The 16,358-nt window shown below is 73.7% G+C and carries 14 protein-coding genes; 5 read left to right on the forward strand and 9 right to left on the reverse strand.

What is annotated here, in order from left to right:
• Positions 1–37: 37 nt before the first annotated feature.
• Genes E1264_RS18145 through E1264_RS18155 form a run of 3 tightly spaced genes read right to left on the reverse strand, consistent with a single transcriptional unit; the run spans position 38 to position 2,735 of the window.
• Positions 38–598 carry a hypothetical protein gene (locus E1264_RS18145; RefSeq protein WP_132174974.1) on the reverse strand — a complete coding sequence of 187 codons (561 nt, stop codon included), beginning with the start codon at positions 596–598 and terminating at the stop codon, positions 38–40.
• Positions 595–2,064 carry a HAMP domain-containing sensor histidine kinase gene (locus E1264_RS18150; protein ID WP_207935996.1) on the reverse strand — a complete coding sequence of 490 codons (1,470 nt, stop codon included), beginning with the start codon at positions 2,062–2,064 and terminating at the stop codon, positions 595–597. Before E1264_RS18150 ends, E1264_RS18145 begins: the two co-directional genes overlap by 4 nt.
• Entirely contained in the window at positions 2,061–2,735 is a 675-nt protein-coding gene (locus E1264_RS18155) for a response regulator transcription factor (RefSeq protein ID WP_132174976.1), read from the reverse strand. Before E1264_RS18155 ends, E1264_RS18150 begins: the two co-directional genes overlap by 4 nt.
• 101 nt (positions 2,736–2,836) lie before the next feature.
• Here E1264_RS18155 and E1264_RS18160 point away from each other — a divergent pair, with 101 nt between their 5' ends.
• Complete coding sequence (locus E1264_RS18160) at positions 2,837–4,588, forward strand: hypothetical protein (RefSeq protein WP_132174978.1); 1,752 nt, start codon at positions 2,837–2,839, stop codon at positions 4,586–4,588.
• Here the strand turns inward: E1264_RS18160 and E1264_RS18165 are convergent.
• The 5 genes from E1264_RS18165 to E1264_RS18185 form a co-directional block, all read right to left on the reverse strand.
• On the reverse strand, positions 4,582–5,679 hold the full coding sequence (locus tag E1264_RS18165) for a hypothetical protein (RefSeq protein ID WP_132174980.1): 1,098 nt from the start codon (positions 5,677–5,679) through the stop codon (positions 4,582–4,584). The genes E1264_RS18160 and E1264_RS18165 overlap by 7 nt on opposite strands.
• 84 nt (positions 5,680–5,763) lie before the next feature.
• Positions 5,764–6,417 (reverse strand): response regulator transcription factor, encoded by a 654-nt coding sequence (locus E1264_RS18170; RefSeq protein WP_132174997.1) that lies wholly within the window; start codon positions 6,415–6,417, stop codon positions 5,764–5,766.
• A gap of 32 nt (positions 6,418–6,449) precedes the next feature.
• A complete protein-coding gene (locus E1264_RS18175) occupies positions 6,450–7,685 on the reverse strand; it encodes a histidine kinase (RefSeq protein WP_132174998.1) in 1,236 nt (411 codons plus the stop codon).
• Positions 7,686–7,761: 76 nt separating this feature from the next.
• Complete coding sequence (locus E1264_RS18180) at positions 7,762–9,825, reverse strand: cytochrome c oxidase assembly protein (protein WP_132174982.1); 2,064 nt, start codon at positions 9,823–9,825, stop codon at positions 7,762–7,764.
• Positions 9,826–9,955: 130 nt separating this feature from the next.
• The gene (locus E1264_RS18185) at positions 9,956–11,254 is read right to left on the reverse strand and encodes a helix-turn-helix transcriptional regulator (protein WP_132174984.1); all 1,299 of its coding nucleotides are present in this window, start codon (positions 11,252–11,254) and stop codon (positions 9,956–9,958) included.
• Between the two features lie 210 nt (positions 11,255–11,464).
• Here E1264_RS18185 and E1264_RS18190 point away from each other — a divergent pair, with 210 nt between their 5' ends.
• The 4 genes from E1264_RS18190 to E1264_RS18205 all read left to right on the forward strand — a co-directional run bounded on the left by E1264_RS18190 (position 11,465) and on the right by E1264_RS18205 (position 15,368).
• A complete protein-coding gene (locus E1264_RS18190) occupies positions 11,465–12,910 on the forward strand; it encodes an NCS2 family permease (protein WP_132174986.1) in 1,446 nt (481 codons plus the stop codon).
• Between the two features lie 149 nt (positions 12,911–13,059).
• A complete protein-coding gene (locus E1264_RS18195) occupies positions 13,060–14,223 on the forward strand; it encodes a glycerate kinase (RefSeq protein WP_243711004.1) in 1,164 nt (387 codons plus the stop codon).
• Between the two features lie 213 nt (positions 14,224–14,436).
• Positions 14,437–14,955 (forward strand): hypothetical protein, encoded by a 519-nt coding sequence (locus tag E1264_RS18200; protein ID WP_132174988.1) that lies wholly within the window; start codon positions 14,437–14,439, stop codon positions 14,953–14,955.
• A 170-nt stretch (positions 14,956–15,125) separates the two neighbouring features.
• A complete protein-coding gene (locus E1264_RS18205; protein WP_132174990.1) occupies positions 15,126–15,368 on the forward strand; it encodes a hypothetical protein in 243 nt (80 codons plus the stop codon).
• A 25-nt stretch (positions 15,369–15,393) separates the two neighbouring features.
• On the opposite strand, the gene E1264_RS18210 is transcribed toward E1264_RS18205, so the two are convergent.
• Positions 15,394–15,717, reverse strand: coding sequence for a hypothetical protein (locus E1264_RS18210; protein WP_165964229.1), 324 nt, complete (start codon positions 15,715–15,717; stop codon positions 15,394–15,396).
• Between the last annotated feature and the right edge of the window lie 641 nt (positions 15,718–16,358).

Genomic DNA, 16,358 nt, shown 5'->3' on the forward strand with positions numbered 1-16,358 from the left:
CGTGCCCTGACGTGCCCTCCCCCGGGCGGCCCGGCGGTCAGACCAGGAGGTCGTCGAAGTCCTCGCAGGTCACCGTCGTCCAGTAGTCGTGCCGCTTGTTGGGCAGCCCGGCGAGCACGACCCGCTCCACCCCCGGCACGGTCTCCGCCGTGCACGCGAGCTGCGCGAGGGCGGCCCGGGACCAGTGGCTGAAGCCCCCGTCCCCGCGCGCCGGTTCCTCGATCAGGTCGACGGTGAGCTCGCCCGGCTCGCCGTCCTGCCTGATGTGCATCTCCCAGTCGCGCGGCACCTCCGTGCGCAGCCCCTTGCGCCGCTCCTCGGAGGTGACCGGGACGCCGAGCTGGGTGAGGCCCAGATAGGGGTGTCCCGGGAGCCCGGGGCGCACGGCCGGCGCCAGCTTCGAGCCCCGCATGAGGTAGACGATGATGTTGGTGGCCTTGCCCGCCGCGACCGGTGGGCCGCCCGCGCTGATGATCCCGGTCGACTGGACGCCGAGCCGCGGCGCCACCGGCATCACCGGCGCGGCGAGCGCCGCCAGCGCGACCGTGACCGCGAACAGGGCCCGCACCGGGCCGGACGCGCTCGGCCTCCCCCTCATGGTCCCTCCTCCTCGCCTTCCGGGAGCGGCAGGCCGGGCAGCCAGAGGGTGAACACCGCCCCGCCCTCCGCGCCGTTGGCGGCCGTGAGCGTCCCTCCGTGCAGCATGGCGTTCTCCTTCGCGATGGACAGCCCGAGGCCGCTGCCGTCGCTGCGCGAGCGCGCCGCGTCGGACTTGACGAACCGGTCGAACACCACGTCGACCAGGTCGGCGGGCAGTCCGGGGCCGCGGTCGGTGACGACGACGGTCACGCCGGCGACGCCGTTCCGGTCCGCGGGCCCGAACCGCACCGCGACCGGCTTGCTGCCGTGCCGGAGCGCGTTCCCGACCAGGTTGGCGATGACGACGTCGAACCGTCTCGGGTCGAGCCGCGCGAACAGGTCCGGCGGGCCGTGCACGGCCACGTCGTCCCGCCAGCCGCGCGCCTCCAGGGTTCCGGCGACCGCGTCCGCGACGCGCACCTCGTCCAGGACGAGCGCGGCGGCGCCGGCGTCGAAGCGGCTGATCTCGATCAGGTGCTCGACGAGCCGCCCGAGCCGCCGCGTCTCGCCCGCGACGAGCCGCGCCGCGGCGCCGTTCTCGCCCGCGGCCTGCTCCGCCAGCACGTCGGTCACGGCGATCATCGAGGTCAGCGGGGTGCGCAGTTCGTGGGACACGTCGGCGACGAACCGGCGGGACGCGGCCTCCATCGCGCGCAGGTCCGTCACCGTCCGCTCCAAGGCCTCGGCGGTGCGGTTGAACGTGCGGGCCAGGTCGGCCAGCTCGTCGCCGCCGCGCACCTCCACCCGGGTCTCCAGCTCGCCCTCCCCGAGGGCCCGCGCCGCGGCGCCGAGGCGGCGCACCGGGCGCAGCACGCCGCGGGTGGCCAGCAGCGCGAGCCCGGCCGCCGACACCAGCGCCAGCGCGTCCGCGATCAGCAGCGCGCGGGTGAACAGGCGCAGGTCGGCGGCCTCCCGGCTGAGGCTCGCGGAGACGAACACCATCGGCGGCGTCGTCCGCCACGGCTCCTCCACCGTGGTCTGGTAGCCGGTGGCGCGCGCGCCGACGAGCAGGTAGGGCGTGCCGTCGTAGGTGACGCGCCGGAAGACGACGCCGCGGATCGCGCGCCGGGCGAACTCCCGGGTGACGGGCACGTCGAGGGACCCTGGAGGCGGCAGGTTGATCCTGCCGTCCAGCGCGACCGGCACCGCGGCCGCCTTGCGCCCGGGGGCGGAGCCGAGGACCTCCTCCAGCTGGGCGCGGATGAGGGCCGCCGTGTCCGGCGGCAGCCGGGGCGGGATCTGCCGGGCGAGGGTGTCGCGCACCTCGGTCAGCACCGCGTCCTGGGCGCGCTGCAGCATCACGCGCCTCAGCAGGACGTAGGAGATGCCGGATGCCAGCAGCGCAGCCAGCAGCGCGACCGCGATGAACGCCGCCGCGAGCCGGAGCCGCAGGCCGGTGAACCGGCGGCCGGCGTCCCCGGTCACGGCGCGTTGAACCGGTAGCCGAAGCCCCGGACGGTCTCGATCAGCCGCGGCTCGGCGGGCTCGTCCTCGATCTTCGCGCGGACGCGCTGGACGCAGGCGTCCACGAGCCGCGAGTCGCCGGGATAGGTGTGCTCCCACACCTCGGACAGCAGGTGCTGCCGGGTGAGGGCCTGGCCGGGCCGCCGGGCCAGCTCCAGCAGGAGCCGCAGCTCGGTCGGGGTGAGCCGCAGGTCGGTCCCGGCCTTGGTGACCTTCAGCGAGGCCCGGTCGATGACGAGGTCGCCGTACACCGACCGGTCGACGCGGGTGTGGTCGGCGCGGCGCAGGACGGCGCGGATGCGGGCGTCCAGCACGCGCGGCTCGACGGGCTTGACCACGTAGTCGTCGGCGCCCGCCTCCAGGCCGAGGACGATGTCGAGGTCGTCGCCGCGCGCGGTCAGCAGGATCACCGGCAGCGGGTCCTCGCGGCGGATCCGGCGGCACACCTCGATGCCGTCGATGCCGGGCAGCATGACGTCCAGGATCGCGATCTCGGGGCGCCGGGCGCGCAGCGCGTCCAGCCCGTCCTCGCCGGTGGCACGGGACGTCACCCCGTGCCCCTGGCGGGTGAGCGCCAGCTCCAGGGCGGCCCGGGCGGCGGGATCGTCCTCGACGAAGAGAATGCTCGCCACCCCGCCAGTATCGGGCACGAATGATCAGCGATCCGGCCATGTCACGAGATCCGGACATCGCCCGCACAAGATCATGACACTCGGGACGGAGCGTGGGCGCCATGACGCTCATGACCGCCCCGTCCCGCCGTGACGGCCCGCCCGGCGGGGGCGGCCCGCCGGAACCGCGGCCCGCGCGCCGTCCCGCCGTCCTGCCGTGGCTGCTGGCGGCGGGGACGGCGGCGCAGGTGCTCGTGCGGCTGTGGTTCGCGCGGGCGCGGACGTCCCCGGCGGCGAATCCGGACGAGACCGGCTACCTGGTGGCGGCCCGGTGGCTCGCCGGATCGGCGGGCGGCGACCTGTCCGGGAACACCTTCTACCAGGGCGGGTATCCGCTGCTGCTCGTCCCGGCGTACTGGGTCTCGCGCGACCCGGCCACCGTCTACACGATCGTCATGGTGATCAACGCGGTGCTCGGCGCGGCGCTGTTCCCGCTCGGGTACGCGGCGGCGCGGCGGCTCGGGCTCGGCCGCCGGGCCGGGCCGGCCGTGGCGTTCGCGGCGGCGCTGCTGCCCGCCACGACGTTCTTCGGCGCGTTCGCGCTCGCCGACGCCGTCCTGCCCGCGCTGGTACTGGCCTGGCTGCTGGTGCTCGACCGCTTCGTCCGGGAGGGCCGGGCCTTGGACGCGGTCGGGGCGAGCGTGGTCGCGTCCTATGCGGCGATGGTCCATACGCGCGGGACGGTCGTCCTGGTCGTCCACGTGCTCGTGCTCGTCGGTGTGGCGGTCACGCATCGCCTGCGGGATCGGGCCACGGTCGCCGGGGGCGCGGTCGCGCTCGCCGGATACGCGGCCGGGGCCTCGCTGAACGCGCGGATCGAGGGCGAGCTGTATCCGGGCGGCGTGCGGGACCTCGCCGCGTCGCTCGAACTGAGGATCACCACCGTTCCGGGGCAGGAATGGGCCCTGTCGGGCGCCGCCGGGCAGGTCTGGTACCTGATCGTGTCCACGTGGGGCCTGGCCGGGGTGGGACTGGCCGCCGTCGCGGCGGTGCTGGCCCGCCGCCGCGCGCCGCGGCCCGACCGGATCATGGCGGCGGCGCTGCTCGCCACCACCCTCGCGATCGCCTACGCCTCCTCGGCCGCGCTGCCGGACGAGCACCGGGTCGGGAACTTCGCCTACGGCCGCTACCTGTCGTGCCTGGCCCTCGCCTACACGCTGATCGGCGCGGCGGCGCTGGCGCGCTCCGGGCCGCGGGCGGCGGTCCGGCTCGCGGCGGCGTCCCTGCTCGTCCTGGGGACCGCCGCGCTCTGGGTGACCGCCTACGCGGGCGAGCGGCTCCGCACCCACGCGTTCATCGCGTTCGACTTCCCCGAGACCACGTTCCTCTCCGGCGACCGGACCGCGCTGCATCTGCCCGCGGTGACGCTCGTCGTGGGCGGCCTGCTGTGCGGGTTCCTGGGGCTGTCGCGGCTCGGCCCACGGCATCGCGCGGGCGCCATGGCCGTCACGCTGGCGGGGATCAACCTGGCCGCGGTGACGTTCGCGATGGGGCCGTCACCGCTGCGGACCCGCCCGGCACCGCCGTTCCCGGGGCCGGAGGCGGGCGGGGTCGCCGCGGACGTGTCGCTGCACTGGGCCGTGAAGACCAGGCTCATCCATCCCGTGTGGTGGACGCGCGTCGGCCGCGTCGACATCCGGGACGGCCGCCGTCCCGCGCCCGGCGTCTGCACGGTCGTGGTGCCGCTGCCGGACGGGACGGCTCCGGAGGCGTCGTGGCCCGCGCATCCGGCGGGATGGCGGCCGTATCCGGGACGTGCCTGGTCGATCGGGTGGGTGAGCTGGCGCGACCCGTCCTGTGGCGCGGCTCAGTAGCGCGTGACCAGGGCGATGCGGTCGTGGTCGACGAGGAAGCCGTCCGAGACGAACGTGACCTCGCCGCCGTACTCCAGCGTGGTCTCGATCACGTCGTCCACGGCGTCGTCGACGACGTCCGCGCCCTTGAGGACGCCGGGCATGCCGTCCACCGGGACGAGTTCGCCGTCGGTCTTCACGGCGGGCGCGTAGTAGCCGCGCTCGACGACGAGGTGCTCGCCGCGCCCCTCCTCGACCAGCCGCGTGACCTCGCACAGGCCGCCCGCGTAGCGCTGGATGCTGCGCGCCGCCTCCAGTTCGGACAGCACGCCGACCTCGCGGAGGTCCTCGTAGGCGGCGAGCGCGGGCCGGGCCGCCGCGGCGAGCGCGCTGGGCGCGGCGCCCTCAAAGCTGCCGTCGACGCGTCCCGCCACGGTGATGTGCGGGCCCGCGACCTCGTCGAAGAACGCCTGGTGGCGGGTGACGCCCGCGACGATCAGCGGGCGGCGGTCGCGGGCCAGGACACGGTCGAGGGCGCCGACGACGTCCCGTATCGTCTGCCTGTGGCGTTCGGCGTCGCCGCCTTGCGCCCCGCGCCGCGACTGGCGCCCGGAGCCCGCCTCGTCGAGCGGCTCCGGCTCGACGGGGAAGCCGCCGCCGGTGCGTTCGGTGAGGTCCTCGCCGTGGCCGTCCCACAGGCGCGTGCGGTGGTCCGACAGCGACAGCAGCCAGTAGCGCGGGGTGCGCGTGAAGTCGGCGACGAGGTCGCGGGTGGCGAAGCCGCTGTCGACGACGACGCGCTCGTCCACGGTCTGCGCGATCGTGAACGCGTGGTGCTCGCCGCCGGGCGCCGCGAACAGCACCAGCCCGTCGGAGGCGTGCCGCAGGTCGACCTCCGCGGCGGCGCGCTCCAGGCCGCGGAGCACGTGCTCGGCGGCGTCGGGCGCCACGAGAGCGTCGTCGTGCAGCCGCCGCCGGACCTCGGCCAGCAGGTTGCGCAGCCGGATGGGGTCCTGCCGGTTGGCCGGGACGGACCGGTGCGTCGGCATCAGCACCGACACCGCCGGATAGGGCCTCGGCTTGCGGAGTTCGGCCAGCGTGACGGCGTCCATGATCCCCCGATCTGTCGGACTTCTTCCCTTCTGCTCTTTTCTAGCTACCCGCAGGTAAATCAGGCGTAAGCGGCGTGCCGAAAGTCAGCCGGGCGTGATGAAGGACGTCTCGTAGGCGAGGATCACCGCCTGCGTGCGGTCGCGGGCCTGCAGCTTCGCGAGGATGTTCCCGACGTGCGTCTTCACCGTCTGCGGGCTGACGAACAGGTCCTCGGCGATCTCCGCGTTCGAGCGTCCCTTGGCCATGAGCCGCAGGACGTCGGCCTCGCGCTCGGTGAGCTGCCCGTGCCAGCGCGCCGCGTCCGCCCCGCCGGACGGCGCGTGCCGCGCGGCCAGCTCCCGGATCGCGGCCGGGAACAGCAGGCTGTCGCCGTGCGCCACCATCCGGACGGCCTGCAGGATCTCCTCCGGGCGCGTCCGCTTGAGCAGGAAGCCGTTCGCGCCCGCCTTGAGCGCGTCGTACACGTACTCGTCGTTCTCGAACGTCGTGACGACGATGATGCGCGGCGGTTCCGGGATGGTCTCCAGGATGCGGCGGGTCGCCTGGATGCCGTCGAGGCGCGGCATCCGCACGTCCATGAGGATCACGTCGGGACGCAGCCGCTTCACCGCGTCCAGGACCTCCGCGCCGTCGGACGCCTCCCCCACCACGGTGAGGTCGTCCTCGGCCTGGATGATGGCCGCCAGGCCCGCCCTGATCAGCCGCTCGTCATCGACGAGCAGCACCTTGATCGCCATGCCCGCGTCCCCCGTCATGCCCGCGTCCCCCGTCATGATCCGGACCTTAGCGGGAGCGACACGTGGAACCGCCAGCGGTCCCCGTCCGGCCCGGCGGTCATCTCGCCGCGCAGGACGGTGACGCGCTCGCGCACACCGCCGAGCCCGCGTCCGCCGCCGTGATCGGCGCCGACGGCCGCCGACCTGTCGAGCGGGTTGGTCATCTCCATCTCCAGCCGTTCGCGCTCCACCCCGAGCCGCAGCCGCACCGGGACCTTCCCGGCGTGCCGCAGCGCGTTCGTGAGCCCCTCCTGGACGATCCGGTACGCCTCCCGCGACACCGCCGCCGGGACCTGCTCCACCTCGTCGCCGATCTCCGCGTCGAGCCTCACCCCGGCGATCCGCGTCTGCTCCAGCAGCCGCCCGAGGTCCTTCAGCGTGGCCTGCGGTGCGGCGGCGTTCCTGGACGCGTCCTCCCGCAGCAGCCCGAGCACATGGTCGAGGTCCTCCAGCGCGGCGCGGGCCGCGTCCTCGATCGCGCCGAGCGCCTCGCGGGCGAACGCGGGGTCGGCGTCCAGGACCCGTCCCGCCGCGGCGGCCTGGAGCGTCACCACGCTGAGCGCGTGGCCGACCGAGTCGTGCAGCTCCCTGGCCAGGCGGTTCCGCTCGGCGAGCTTGACGGCCCTCGCCTCCATGTCGGCGAGCTTCTCCGCCGCGGACGGCCCGAGGAACCACGGCGCCAGCCGCGCCAGCAGCTCCCCCGCGCCGACGATCAGCGCGAGCAGCGCGGCGAGCAACATGAGCCCGATCAGCGGCGCGGGCCACTGGTGCCAGGTGTCCTGCCAGCCCCAGAAGCCGAGGAACCCGTTGTCCCAGGTCACCAGCGGCGCGAGGATCATCACGACCGCGAACGGCGGCACCACCAGGCTCGGCCCGCTGACGACCACCCCGGCGCCCAGATGCAGGCCGAACCACGCCCCGGCCCGCGCCCGGCTCTCCCACGACCGCGCCGACCCGGGCACGATCGAGGCGGCCGGGCCCTTGAGCAGCTCCTTCGCGAGCGCCCCCTCCAGCAGCCGCACCGTCGGCACGAGCCCCGTGACGAACGTCGCGACCGCCGGCATGAACAGCAGCAGCAGCACGGCCTTGACGACGCCGTTGGCGATCGGCAGCAGCGGGATGAGGCTGATCCCGAGGAACCAGTACGGCATCAGCAGCGCGCCGCCCACGACGAGATGGGACCAGCGCAGCCAGGTCGTCCGCTCGATCAGCGGCCGCAGGACGCGCATCACGCCACCGATCCTCGCAGATCAGGACCCCCGTCCACTCCCCCGCGAGAGGGAGAGGGGATGGCTCCTCCGGGGGCTATTCGGGCTTGTCGCGTTCGGCGAGCCTGGCGAGGCGGGCGTTGTAGGCGGCGAGCTCGTCGTCCTCGGAGCGCCCGCCGGGCGCCGCCGCGCGGTCGGCCTTGCGGTCCAGGCGCCGGGCCTGGCGCTGGTCGTCCAGGTACCACTGGACGGCCAGGACGATCAGGACGAGGAACGTCGGGACCTCGCCGAAGCCCCACGCGATCGCCCCGCCGGTGTGCTGGTCCTTCAGGATCGTGGTGCCCCACGGCGCGTCGACGGCCGCGTACCAGCCGCGCGCCAGCGGCTCGCCCAGGTTCATCAGCGCGATGCCGAAGAACGCGTGGAACGGCATCGTGACGAACAGCAGCAGGAGCCGCCCCGGGTAGGGCAGCTTCTTCGGCGCGGGGTCGACGCCGAGCAGCACCCAGAAGAACAGGCTCCCGGCGATCAGGAAGTGCAGCGACATCGCCATGTGCCCGAGGTGGTTGCGCATCGCCGACTCGAACAGCGGCGTGAAGTACAGCGCGAACGTGCTCACGACGAAGATGAACGTCGCCACCGCCGGATGCGCGATGACCGCGGCGTAGCGGCTGTGCAGCATCGCGGTCAGCCATTCGCGCGGGCCCCGGTCGCCGCGGATGCGCGCGGGCTTGAGGGCGCGCAGCGCGAGCGTCACCGGCGCGCCGAGGACCAGGAAGATCGGCGCCAGCATGTTCAGCACCATGTGCTGGGCCATGTGCACGCTGAACAGGATCGGCGCGTACTTGGCGACGCCGGTCTCGGTGACGGCGACGATCGTCACCAGCCCGATGAGCCAGGCCGCGGTGCGCCCGAGCGGCCAGGAGTCGCCGCGCCGCCGCAGCCGGACGACCGCGGCGAGGTAGAGGCCGCCGAGCGCGATGACCAGCACGACGAAGAGCAGGTCGAGCTGCCACAGGGTGGCGAGCCGCGCCGGGTTGATCTGCGGCGGCATCTCGTAGCCGAGCAGCGCCTTGACCGGGGACTCCGGCTCGGCGGGCGCGGGCGGCGCGGTGCGGGCCAGCGCGACGGCGAGGCCCATGGCGGCGCCCATCACGGCGGCCTCGACGGACGCGAGCCGCGCGAACGACCAGGGCCTGCCCGCCTCCACGGCCGGGAGGGTCCGGGTCCGGTGCCACCAGCCGAACCAGCCCAGCAGCGCGAACGCGGCGATCTTGCCGAGGGCGAGCCGCCCGTAGTCGGTCTCGACCATCTCGACCGGGTCGGGCAGCCGCGCGATCACGTTCACCAGGCCGCTGGCGCCGACGACGACGTAGCACCACAGGGCCATGCGGCTGAACCGGTCGGCCATGACGGGCAGCCGGTCGCGGCGGAGCAGGGCGTGCACGCCGACGACGGCGAGGCCCCCGACCCACGGCGCGACCGCGGCGACGTGCAGCGCGACGCCGGTCGTCGCGACGGTGTGGTTGGCGGCGGACGCCGAGTGCCCGGTCAGCGGCGCGGGCAGCAGCGCGATCCCGGCCAGCGCGAGCAGCCCGAACGCGGCGGCGGGGGTCGTGGTGGTGCGGGCCAGCAGCGCCACGACGACGGCCAGCAGCACCACGATCATCAGCGCGGTGCCCTGCGGCAGCGAGCCGACGTAGCTGCTCAGCTCGCTGCCGGTGACGACCTGCTCGACCGGCTGGCCGAGGACGTCGGCGACCGTGAACACGAGGGTGGCCGCGGCGGCGGCGGCCCAGACGGCGGCGAGCCATGACGCGGCGTGCAGGTAGCCGATCGCGTCCTTGGACAGCCGCCCGGCCCCGCGCTCCCCCTTGGCGGGGCTCTGGATGGGCAGGAGAGCGGCGGCGGCGATCAGGGCGCCGACGGTCAGCGCGGACAGCAGGTCCATCGCCGCGCGGGAGGCGGGCAGCCCCCACCGCGTGAGGACGCCGGCGTCGCCGAGTCCGGGGATGACCTTCTCGGTGACGGAGCCGCCGAGAACGAGCCCGCCCACCAGGACGGCGCCGCACGCCGCCACCGTGATCACGGCGGCGCGCAGCACCCCCAGGGCGGCCCTGCTCACGTCCGGCTCGACGTCCGGTGATCCTTGGGTGCTCATGGGAGGCCGGGTTCTGTAAGGAGTCGACGGGGCGTCTCTACCTTACTGAGCCGATGACACCGGGCAGTCCCGGGTCGTCCGGGCCGTTCGGGGTCGTCGCGCGGGCATCCCCGCAGCGCCCCGTGCCCGGCTACACGCCCACGCAGGTCAGGGCGCGGCGGTAGGCGGCCATGCGGGGCTCCTCCGCGGTCCCCGTCTCGGCGAGGACCTCGGCCAGGTCGAACCACGCCTGCGCGGCCTCCCGGGAGGACTCCATCTCCTCCAGGCAGGTGGCGGCGCGGGTCAGCACCTCCACGGCGCGGTCGCGGTGGCCGAGCCGCACCGACGCCTCGCCGAGCACCGTCAGCGCCCCGGCGGTGGCGCGGCGCGGCGCGTCCCCGAGCAGGTCCAGGGCCTCCTCGGCGAGCCGCACCGCCTCGGCGGGGCGGCCGAGCGACGTCTCCGCGCGGGCCAGCTCGGTCAGGCACCAGGCGACGTCGATCTCTCCCGACGCGCTGGCGTTGATCTCGCCGCTGACGCGTTCGAGCAGCTCGCGGGCGCGGGCGGCCTGGTCGGGCCGGGCGCGCAGCAGCAGCCCCGCGTAGATGACGCGGAGCCGGTTGAGGTTGCGCGGGTCCTCGCCGTCGCCGGCGAGCATCAGCGCCCGCTCGGCGAGGGTGACGCCGTCCTCGTAGTCGCCGCGAATCTCGGCGACGTAGGCGGCCTCCCAGTAGGCGACCATCCGGGCGCGGGGGCTGCCGATCCGCTCGGCCCGCTCCACCAGCTGCGCGGCGAGCTGCCGGGCGCGGACGAGGTCGCCGCGCTCGATGAACGCGGCGAGCAGCGCGGCCCCGAGGTGGACGGCGGCGTCGGTGGAGTCGGCGCCGGTCGCGATGAGGTGCCGCAGCGCGTTCTCGGCGGCCTGCACGCCCGCGCTGGTGTCGCCGCGCTCGCGCAGGCACCGGCTCAGCGCGACGTGGACCTTCGCCCAGTGGTCGAGGTCGGTCTCGGCGGACGCCTCCTCGGTCAGCTCCGTCAGCTGCGCGATGGCCTCCTCCAGCTCGCCCGCGGCCTCCAGCGCGAGCGCGTGGCCCCACCGCGCCTGGTGCAGCATGTCGGGCAGCGCGACGGCGTCGGCGCTGGCGAGCACCTCGGCGAACCTGGCCCGCGCCTCGGCCGCCGCGCCGTTGCTCAGCGCGATCTCGGCGTAGTCGAGGGTGACGCGCAGCTCGTCGACGACGTCCTCGCTGACGCCGCTGACGAGGTAGGTCGCCGAGCAGTTCAGCTTCGTCGCGAGCAGCTCCACCACGCTCGGGGCCGGCACCCGCTTGTCGCTCTCGATCAGCGAGATGTAGCTGTCGGACAGCTCTGGGAAGGCGAGCTGGGCCTGGCTCACGCCCTGCCTGATGCGCAGGGCGCGGATGCGCTGCCCCAGTGTCTCCCGGTCCATCTGTGACCACCGCCTACGGGATGCTCGCCGGCTGCGCCGCGCGCAGGACGAGGATGAAAACGACTCGCTCGTCAAGTGTGCCCAGATCACGGCCGGTCGGCGCGGTGATTCCGCTGATTCGGTACCGGAGCGTGCTCCGCACCCGCGCAGGGTATACCGGCTACCCTGTGCACGCCATTTCGAGATCACGCTGGAAAGCGGAGCCCGCGCATGTCCGACACCGACGCCGCCGAGACCGACGAATCACCGCCGGCAGGCCGTGGCGGACCGCTGGAACGGCTCTTCGATCTCTCCGGGCGCCGGACGACCGTGCCGCGCGAGCTGCGCGGCGGCGTCACGACGTTCTTCGCGATGGCCTACATCATCCTGCTGAACCCGATCATCCTCGGCGGGGCGAAGGACGTCACCGGGGCGACGCTGTCGATCCCGCAGCTCACGACGATGACGGCGCTGTCCGCGGCGATCGCCACGGTGATCATGGGGCTGGTCGGGAACGCGCCGCTCGCGCTCGCCGCCGGGCTCGGCATCAACGCGGTCGTGGCGTTCCAGGCGGCGCCGGTGATGACGTGGCCGCAGGCGATGGGCCTGGTGGTGATCGAGGGCGCGGTCATCGTGCTGCTGGCGCTCACCGGGATCCGCGAGCGGATCATGAACTCGATCCCGCTGGCATTCAAGCACGCGATCGCGGTCGGCATCGGCGCGTTCATCGCGCTGGTCGGGTTCTACGACGCGGGGTTCGTCTCGTCGAGCGACGTGAGCCCGCCGCTGGCGCTCGGTACCGGCGGCCATCTGTCGACGTGGCCCGCACTGGTGTTCGCGCTCACCCTGCTGCTGATGATCGTCCTGTACGTGCGGCGGGTGCCGGGCGCGATCCTGATCAGCATCGTCGCCGGGACGGTCGGCGCCGTGGCCATCCAGGAGAACGCGACGATCAAGGAGGGCGGCTGGGGCGTGGTGACCCCGAACATGCCCGACCAGCTGTTCGCCGCGCCCGACTTCGGATTGTTCGGGGAGTTCGACCTGTTCGGCGGGTTCGCCGAGGCGGGTGCGATCACCGCGCTGGTCGTGCTGTTCACGCTGGTGCTGTCGGGGTTCTTCGACGCGATGGGCACGATCCTCGGCGTCAGCGACGAGGCCGGGCTGCTGGACGCGAAGGGCCAGGTGCCGCGGCTCGGCCGGATCCTGTCGGTGGACGGCCTGTCCGCCGCGTTCGGCGGCGTGACCAGCTCGTCCGCCAACACCGTGTTCGTCGAGTCGGCGGCGGGCGTCGGGGAGGGCGCCCGGACGGGCCTCGCCAACCTCGCCACCGGCGCGCTGTTCGCGGTGACGCTGTTCCTCACCCCGCTCGCCGCGACCGTCCCGGCGCAGGCCGCGGCGCCCGCGCTGGTCGTCGTCGGCGCGCTGATGATGACGCAGGTCGCCAAGGTCGACTGGGGCGATCTGGACATCACCATCCCGGCCTTCCTCACCATCGTGCTGATGCCGTTCACGTTCTCGATCACGATCGGGATCGGCGGCGGGATGGTGAGCTTCGCGCTGATCAAGCTGGCCAGGGGCCGGTGGCGCGAGGTCTCGGTCTGGCTGTGGCCGGTGGTGCTGCTGTTCCTGCTCTTCTTCGCGATCGAGCCGATCGAGGAGTGGCTGGACGTGCGGTAGCCGCCGCCGGTCACGTCGTCCCACGGTCCTTTCTGGGCAACTCTCCGTTCATTTGGAAGTCCCGGACGCGCTTGCGGGTGTCAAATAGTGCCGTCATGGCGTAAGCAGAAGGTAGGGCCTTACCCCCCGGCGTGAAAGGCGTGCCTGTGGTGTCCGCGGACTCTCCCCCGCACCTGTCCCCGCCGGGGCATGTCGTGCTGGCGCCCGGCAGGTTCCCGGGGGCGCTGACCGCGGCGCAGGCGGCCCGCCATCTCGCGGCCGGGCTGCGCCGCGCGCGGCCCGGCGTCCCGCTGGTCGAGCTGCCGGTCGCCGACGGCGGGGAGGGCACCGTCGAGGCGGCGGTGGCGGCCGGGTGGCGGCGGGTCGACGTCGAGGTCTCCGGGCCGACGTGCCGTCCCGTCACCGCGCGGCTGGCGCTGAACGGCCGCAGCGCGGTGGTGGAGCTCGCGGAGGCGTCCGGGGTGCGGCGGCTGCCGGGCGGGAAGCCGCGCCCGCTCGTCGCGTCCAGTTTCGGGACGGGCCAGCTGCTCGGGCACGCGGTGCGGCTCGGCGCGCGCCGGATCGTGCTCGGGCTCGGCGGCGGCGCCTGCACCGACGGCGGCGCGGGTCTCGTGCAGGGGCTCGGCGGGCGGCTGCTCGACGCGCTCGGCAAGGACCTGCCGCCCGGCGGCGCGGCGCTGCGCTCGCTGCACGCCCTCGACCTGCGCGGCCTGCCCGACATGTCGGGCATCGAGGTGGTGGTGGCGGGCGATCCGGCGGGCCCGCTGCTCGGCCGCACCGGCGCGGCCGCGGTGGACGGCCCCCGGCGCGGCGCGACCCGCGAGGAGGTCCGGGTGCTGGACGCGGGCCTGCGCCGCTGGGCCGACCTGGCGGAGGCGGCGTCCCGGAAGGCGGCCCGCGACCTGCCCGGCGCGGGGACGGCGGGCGGCGTCGCGTTCGCCGCGCTCACCTTCCTCGGCGCCACGTTCGAGCCCGGCGCGTCCCTCATGCTCGATCTGCTCGGCTTCGCCGGGAAGGCTCGCGGCGCGCGGCTGGTCGTCACCGGGGAGGGCTCGCTGGACACCCGCTCGCTGCGCGGCACCGCGCCCATCGGGGTGGCGCGCGCCGCCGCCCGCGCGGGCGCGCCCGTCGTCGCGGTGGCCGGGCGGCGCGGCCTCACCGGCGAGCAGCTCCGCAAGGCGCGGATCCAGGGCGCGTACGCGCTCGCCGACATCGAGCCGGATCCGGAGCGCCGCGTCCGCCGGGCGGGGCCGCTGCTGGAGCAGCTGACGGTCGCGATCGCCGACGAATGGCTTCCCCCGGCGGGCCCGTAGGGCGGATCGCTCCAACGGTCAGCTGAAATTACCATTCTCGGTAGCGCACTAGCGAACGCCACGCCCGGGTTAGCCCTCGCTACAAGATCGCTTCCGGGCCGCTGACCCGCACGGGGTCACGATCTGTAGCCTTTTACTGGCACCCGAGGTGGTCTTCGGCATCGGCTCCCCCTATGCTTGGCAGCCGGGGAGTGAGTAACGGAGAGTCTGAACATGGGCCTTATTCGCGATGAGGACTTTTTGAGCCTCTGGCGCGAGCACGGAAAGGAACTGCCGTGGCGGGGGTACGCTCACCGGCTGAGCGTTCTGGTAGACGAAGAGGTGACCGAAAGCTACGTCCGCGTGTGGGTGCAGCGTAATCGCGAGCGCCTCCAGGAGCAGTACGGGGTAACGGTCGGGGCCCGGCGCGTCCGTGCCGACCGCGAGTTCGAGGCATGGCCTGACCTGCCGCGCCAGGAACGCAACCAGAGCCTGTACCGGCTTCTCGAATACCACGCACGGGTGCGCGCACTGGGGCTCGACAATCTCGCCGTATCGGTGCGGGAAATGTACGTCACCGCGGTGCGCAACATCCGCGACGATAATCAGATCATCAGATACGACCCCCATCAGGGTCTCTACCGCGACACCCGCACACCGGACGAGGCCGCGGCCGATCCCGACTACGAACGGATCTCCGAGCCGAAATCCTCATACGTGGCGCGGCAGCAGCAGAAGGTTGTCAGCGACTAGGCGATCGAGTCACCTCTACCGGATGCCTGACTGCTTCTTGTAGCCTCTGTTCGGACCTAACTCCTTGATGGGGGAGGAACTGCAAGGGGGTAAAGGGGTTTGAGAGGGTCGGCTACGTGAGTGATATCAGGTCATTGGTCAGTACCGAGGTAGTTGCCGACACATACCTGGTGGCGCCCAACGGAGGTGCTCTCATCTTCGTCGCGGACCGGACCCTCATCGCCTACGACCAGCCGGAAGGGACGACCGCTCAGGACGACGCCTGGCTGGACGCGGCACTCGACTCCTACGGCGTGACGCACCTTCCGCCGCCGTCCTATGTCGTGGACGGCGAGCTCGCCGGCTGGCGATGCTGGACGGTCCCGCTCGGCGCCACCGTCCGGGGGCCCGGCCGGGCCGGGACGCCCCCGTAGACGTCCCGGCACGGTCACGGCGCGGTCACGGTCGCCGAGCGGCGACCGGGGCGGCCGCGCCCGCCTCAGGCACCCGCACCCACGGTGGTGAGGACGGCGCCCGCGGCGTGCTGACCGCCGGCTGGTGCAGCAGCCGGATCCGCACCACCCGGTACGGGCTCGGCGCCCCCTCCGGCCACACCCCGTGGACGGTCAGGATGCAGGCTCCGCACTGGGAGCACACCCGCAGGGGCGGCAGCGGCGCCCGATCCGACAGCCGGCCGAGGACCACCTCCAGGGTGGGGATCTGCGAGCACCCCGGCTGCGGGCCCTGACACCGGTCGGTCTCCTCCATGACGGCCTCCTCCACGACGCCCTCCTCCACGAGGGGTCCCCCGGTGGCGCCCGCGGCTCCCGCGGGCGATGACGCCGCCGCCGGCGAGGCGGTGCGCAGCCGCCCCACCAGCGGTGATCTTGGTTTCGCAGCGGCGCAGCGGGCTGCCGCACCCGCAGCCGCACGTCCGGCGGCGGGCGAGCCGCCAGTGCTCGCGCAGCAGCGCGATAACGCACATCAATAGCCCGGCGACCAGCACCGGCAGCGCCGATCCGAGCGCGTCGTGCAGTCGCTCGAAGGCCGGGAACATGAGTTGATCTTCCATGGCTCCTCTCCTCACAGAGGACGGTCAAGGACCCCGCCGTGGCAGCGGCGGGGTCCCAGTGTTACATGGGCTAAAAGGCCCTGTACATCACGAGTTGATCACAAACCCGCCGTGCACCTTGATCGGTCATGCCTGGAGCGATCCATTTTCAAATGCCGGTTCGAGCACGCAAAACACCCTCGGGCGAACGGCTCCCCGGCGCTCCGATGGGGCGTGTTCACAGGAACGGCCGATGCGGTTCACCCGAGGGCGAGAGCGGGACGGGCGGCGCATCCAGAATTCTCTTCGCCACCACGTTTAGCCCGTGCTGTGTGCGGGAGGGTCGCGACGGGGGAGCCCGATCGCTCGGACT

Origin of the sequence: Actinomadura sp. KC216 (assembly GCF_004348535.1) — a bacterium.
Taxonomy (GTDB): domain Bacteria; phylum Actinomycetota; class Actinomycetes; order Streptosporangiales; family Streptosporangiaceae; genus Spirillospora.

What these genes read in the sequence shown, in the direction of transcription:
- E1264_RS18190 (WP_132174986.1), top strand. Translation starts at nt 11,465, where the DNA reads ATGTCCGACACCGACGCCGCCGAGACCGACGAATCACCGCCGGCAGGC.
- E1264_RS18200 (WP_132174988.1), top strand. Translation starts at nt 14,437, where the DNA reads ATGGGCCTTATTCGCGATGAGGACTTTTTGAGCCTCTGGCGCGAGCAC.
- E1264_RS18160 (WP_132174978.1), top strand. Translation starts at nt 2,837, where the DNA reads ATGACGCTCATGACCGCCCCGTCCCGCCGTGACGGCCCGCCCGGCGGG.
- E1264_RS18145 (WP_132174974.1), bottom strand. Translation starts at nt 598, where the DNA reads ATGAGGGGGAGGCCGAGCGCGTCCGGCCCGGTGCGGGCCCTGTTCGCG.
- E1264_RS18170 (WP_132174997.1), bottom strand. Translation starts at nt 6,417, where the DNA reads ATGGCGATCAAGGTGCTGCTCGTCGATGACGAGCGGCTGATCAGGGCG.
- E1264_RS18185 (WP_132174984.1), bottom strand. Translation starts at nt 11,254, where the DNA reads ATGGACCGGGAGACACTGGGGCAGCGCATCCGCGCCCTGCGCATCAGG.
- E1264_RS18180 (WP_132174982.1), bottom strand. Translation starts at nt 9,825, where the DNA reads ATGAGCACCCAAGGATCACCGGACGTCGAGCCGGACGTGAGCAGGGCC.
- E1264_RS18175 (WP_132174998.1), bottom strand. Translation starts at nt 7,685, where the DNA reads ATGCGCGTCCTGCGGCCGCTGATCGAGCGGACGACCTGGCTGCGCTGG.
- E1264_RS18165 (WP_132174980.1), bottom strand. Translation starts at nt 5,679, where the DNA reads ATGGACGCCGTCACGCTGGCCGAACTCCGCAAGCCGAGGCCCTATCCG.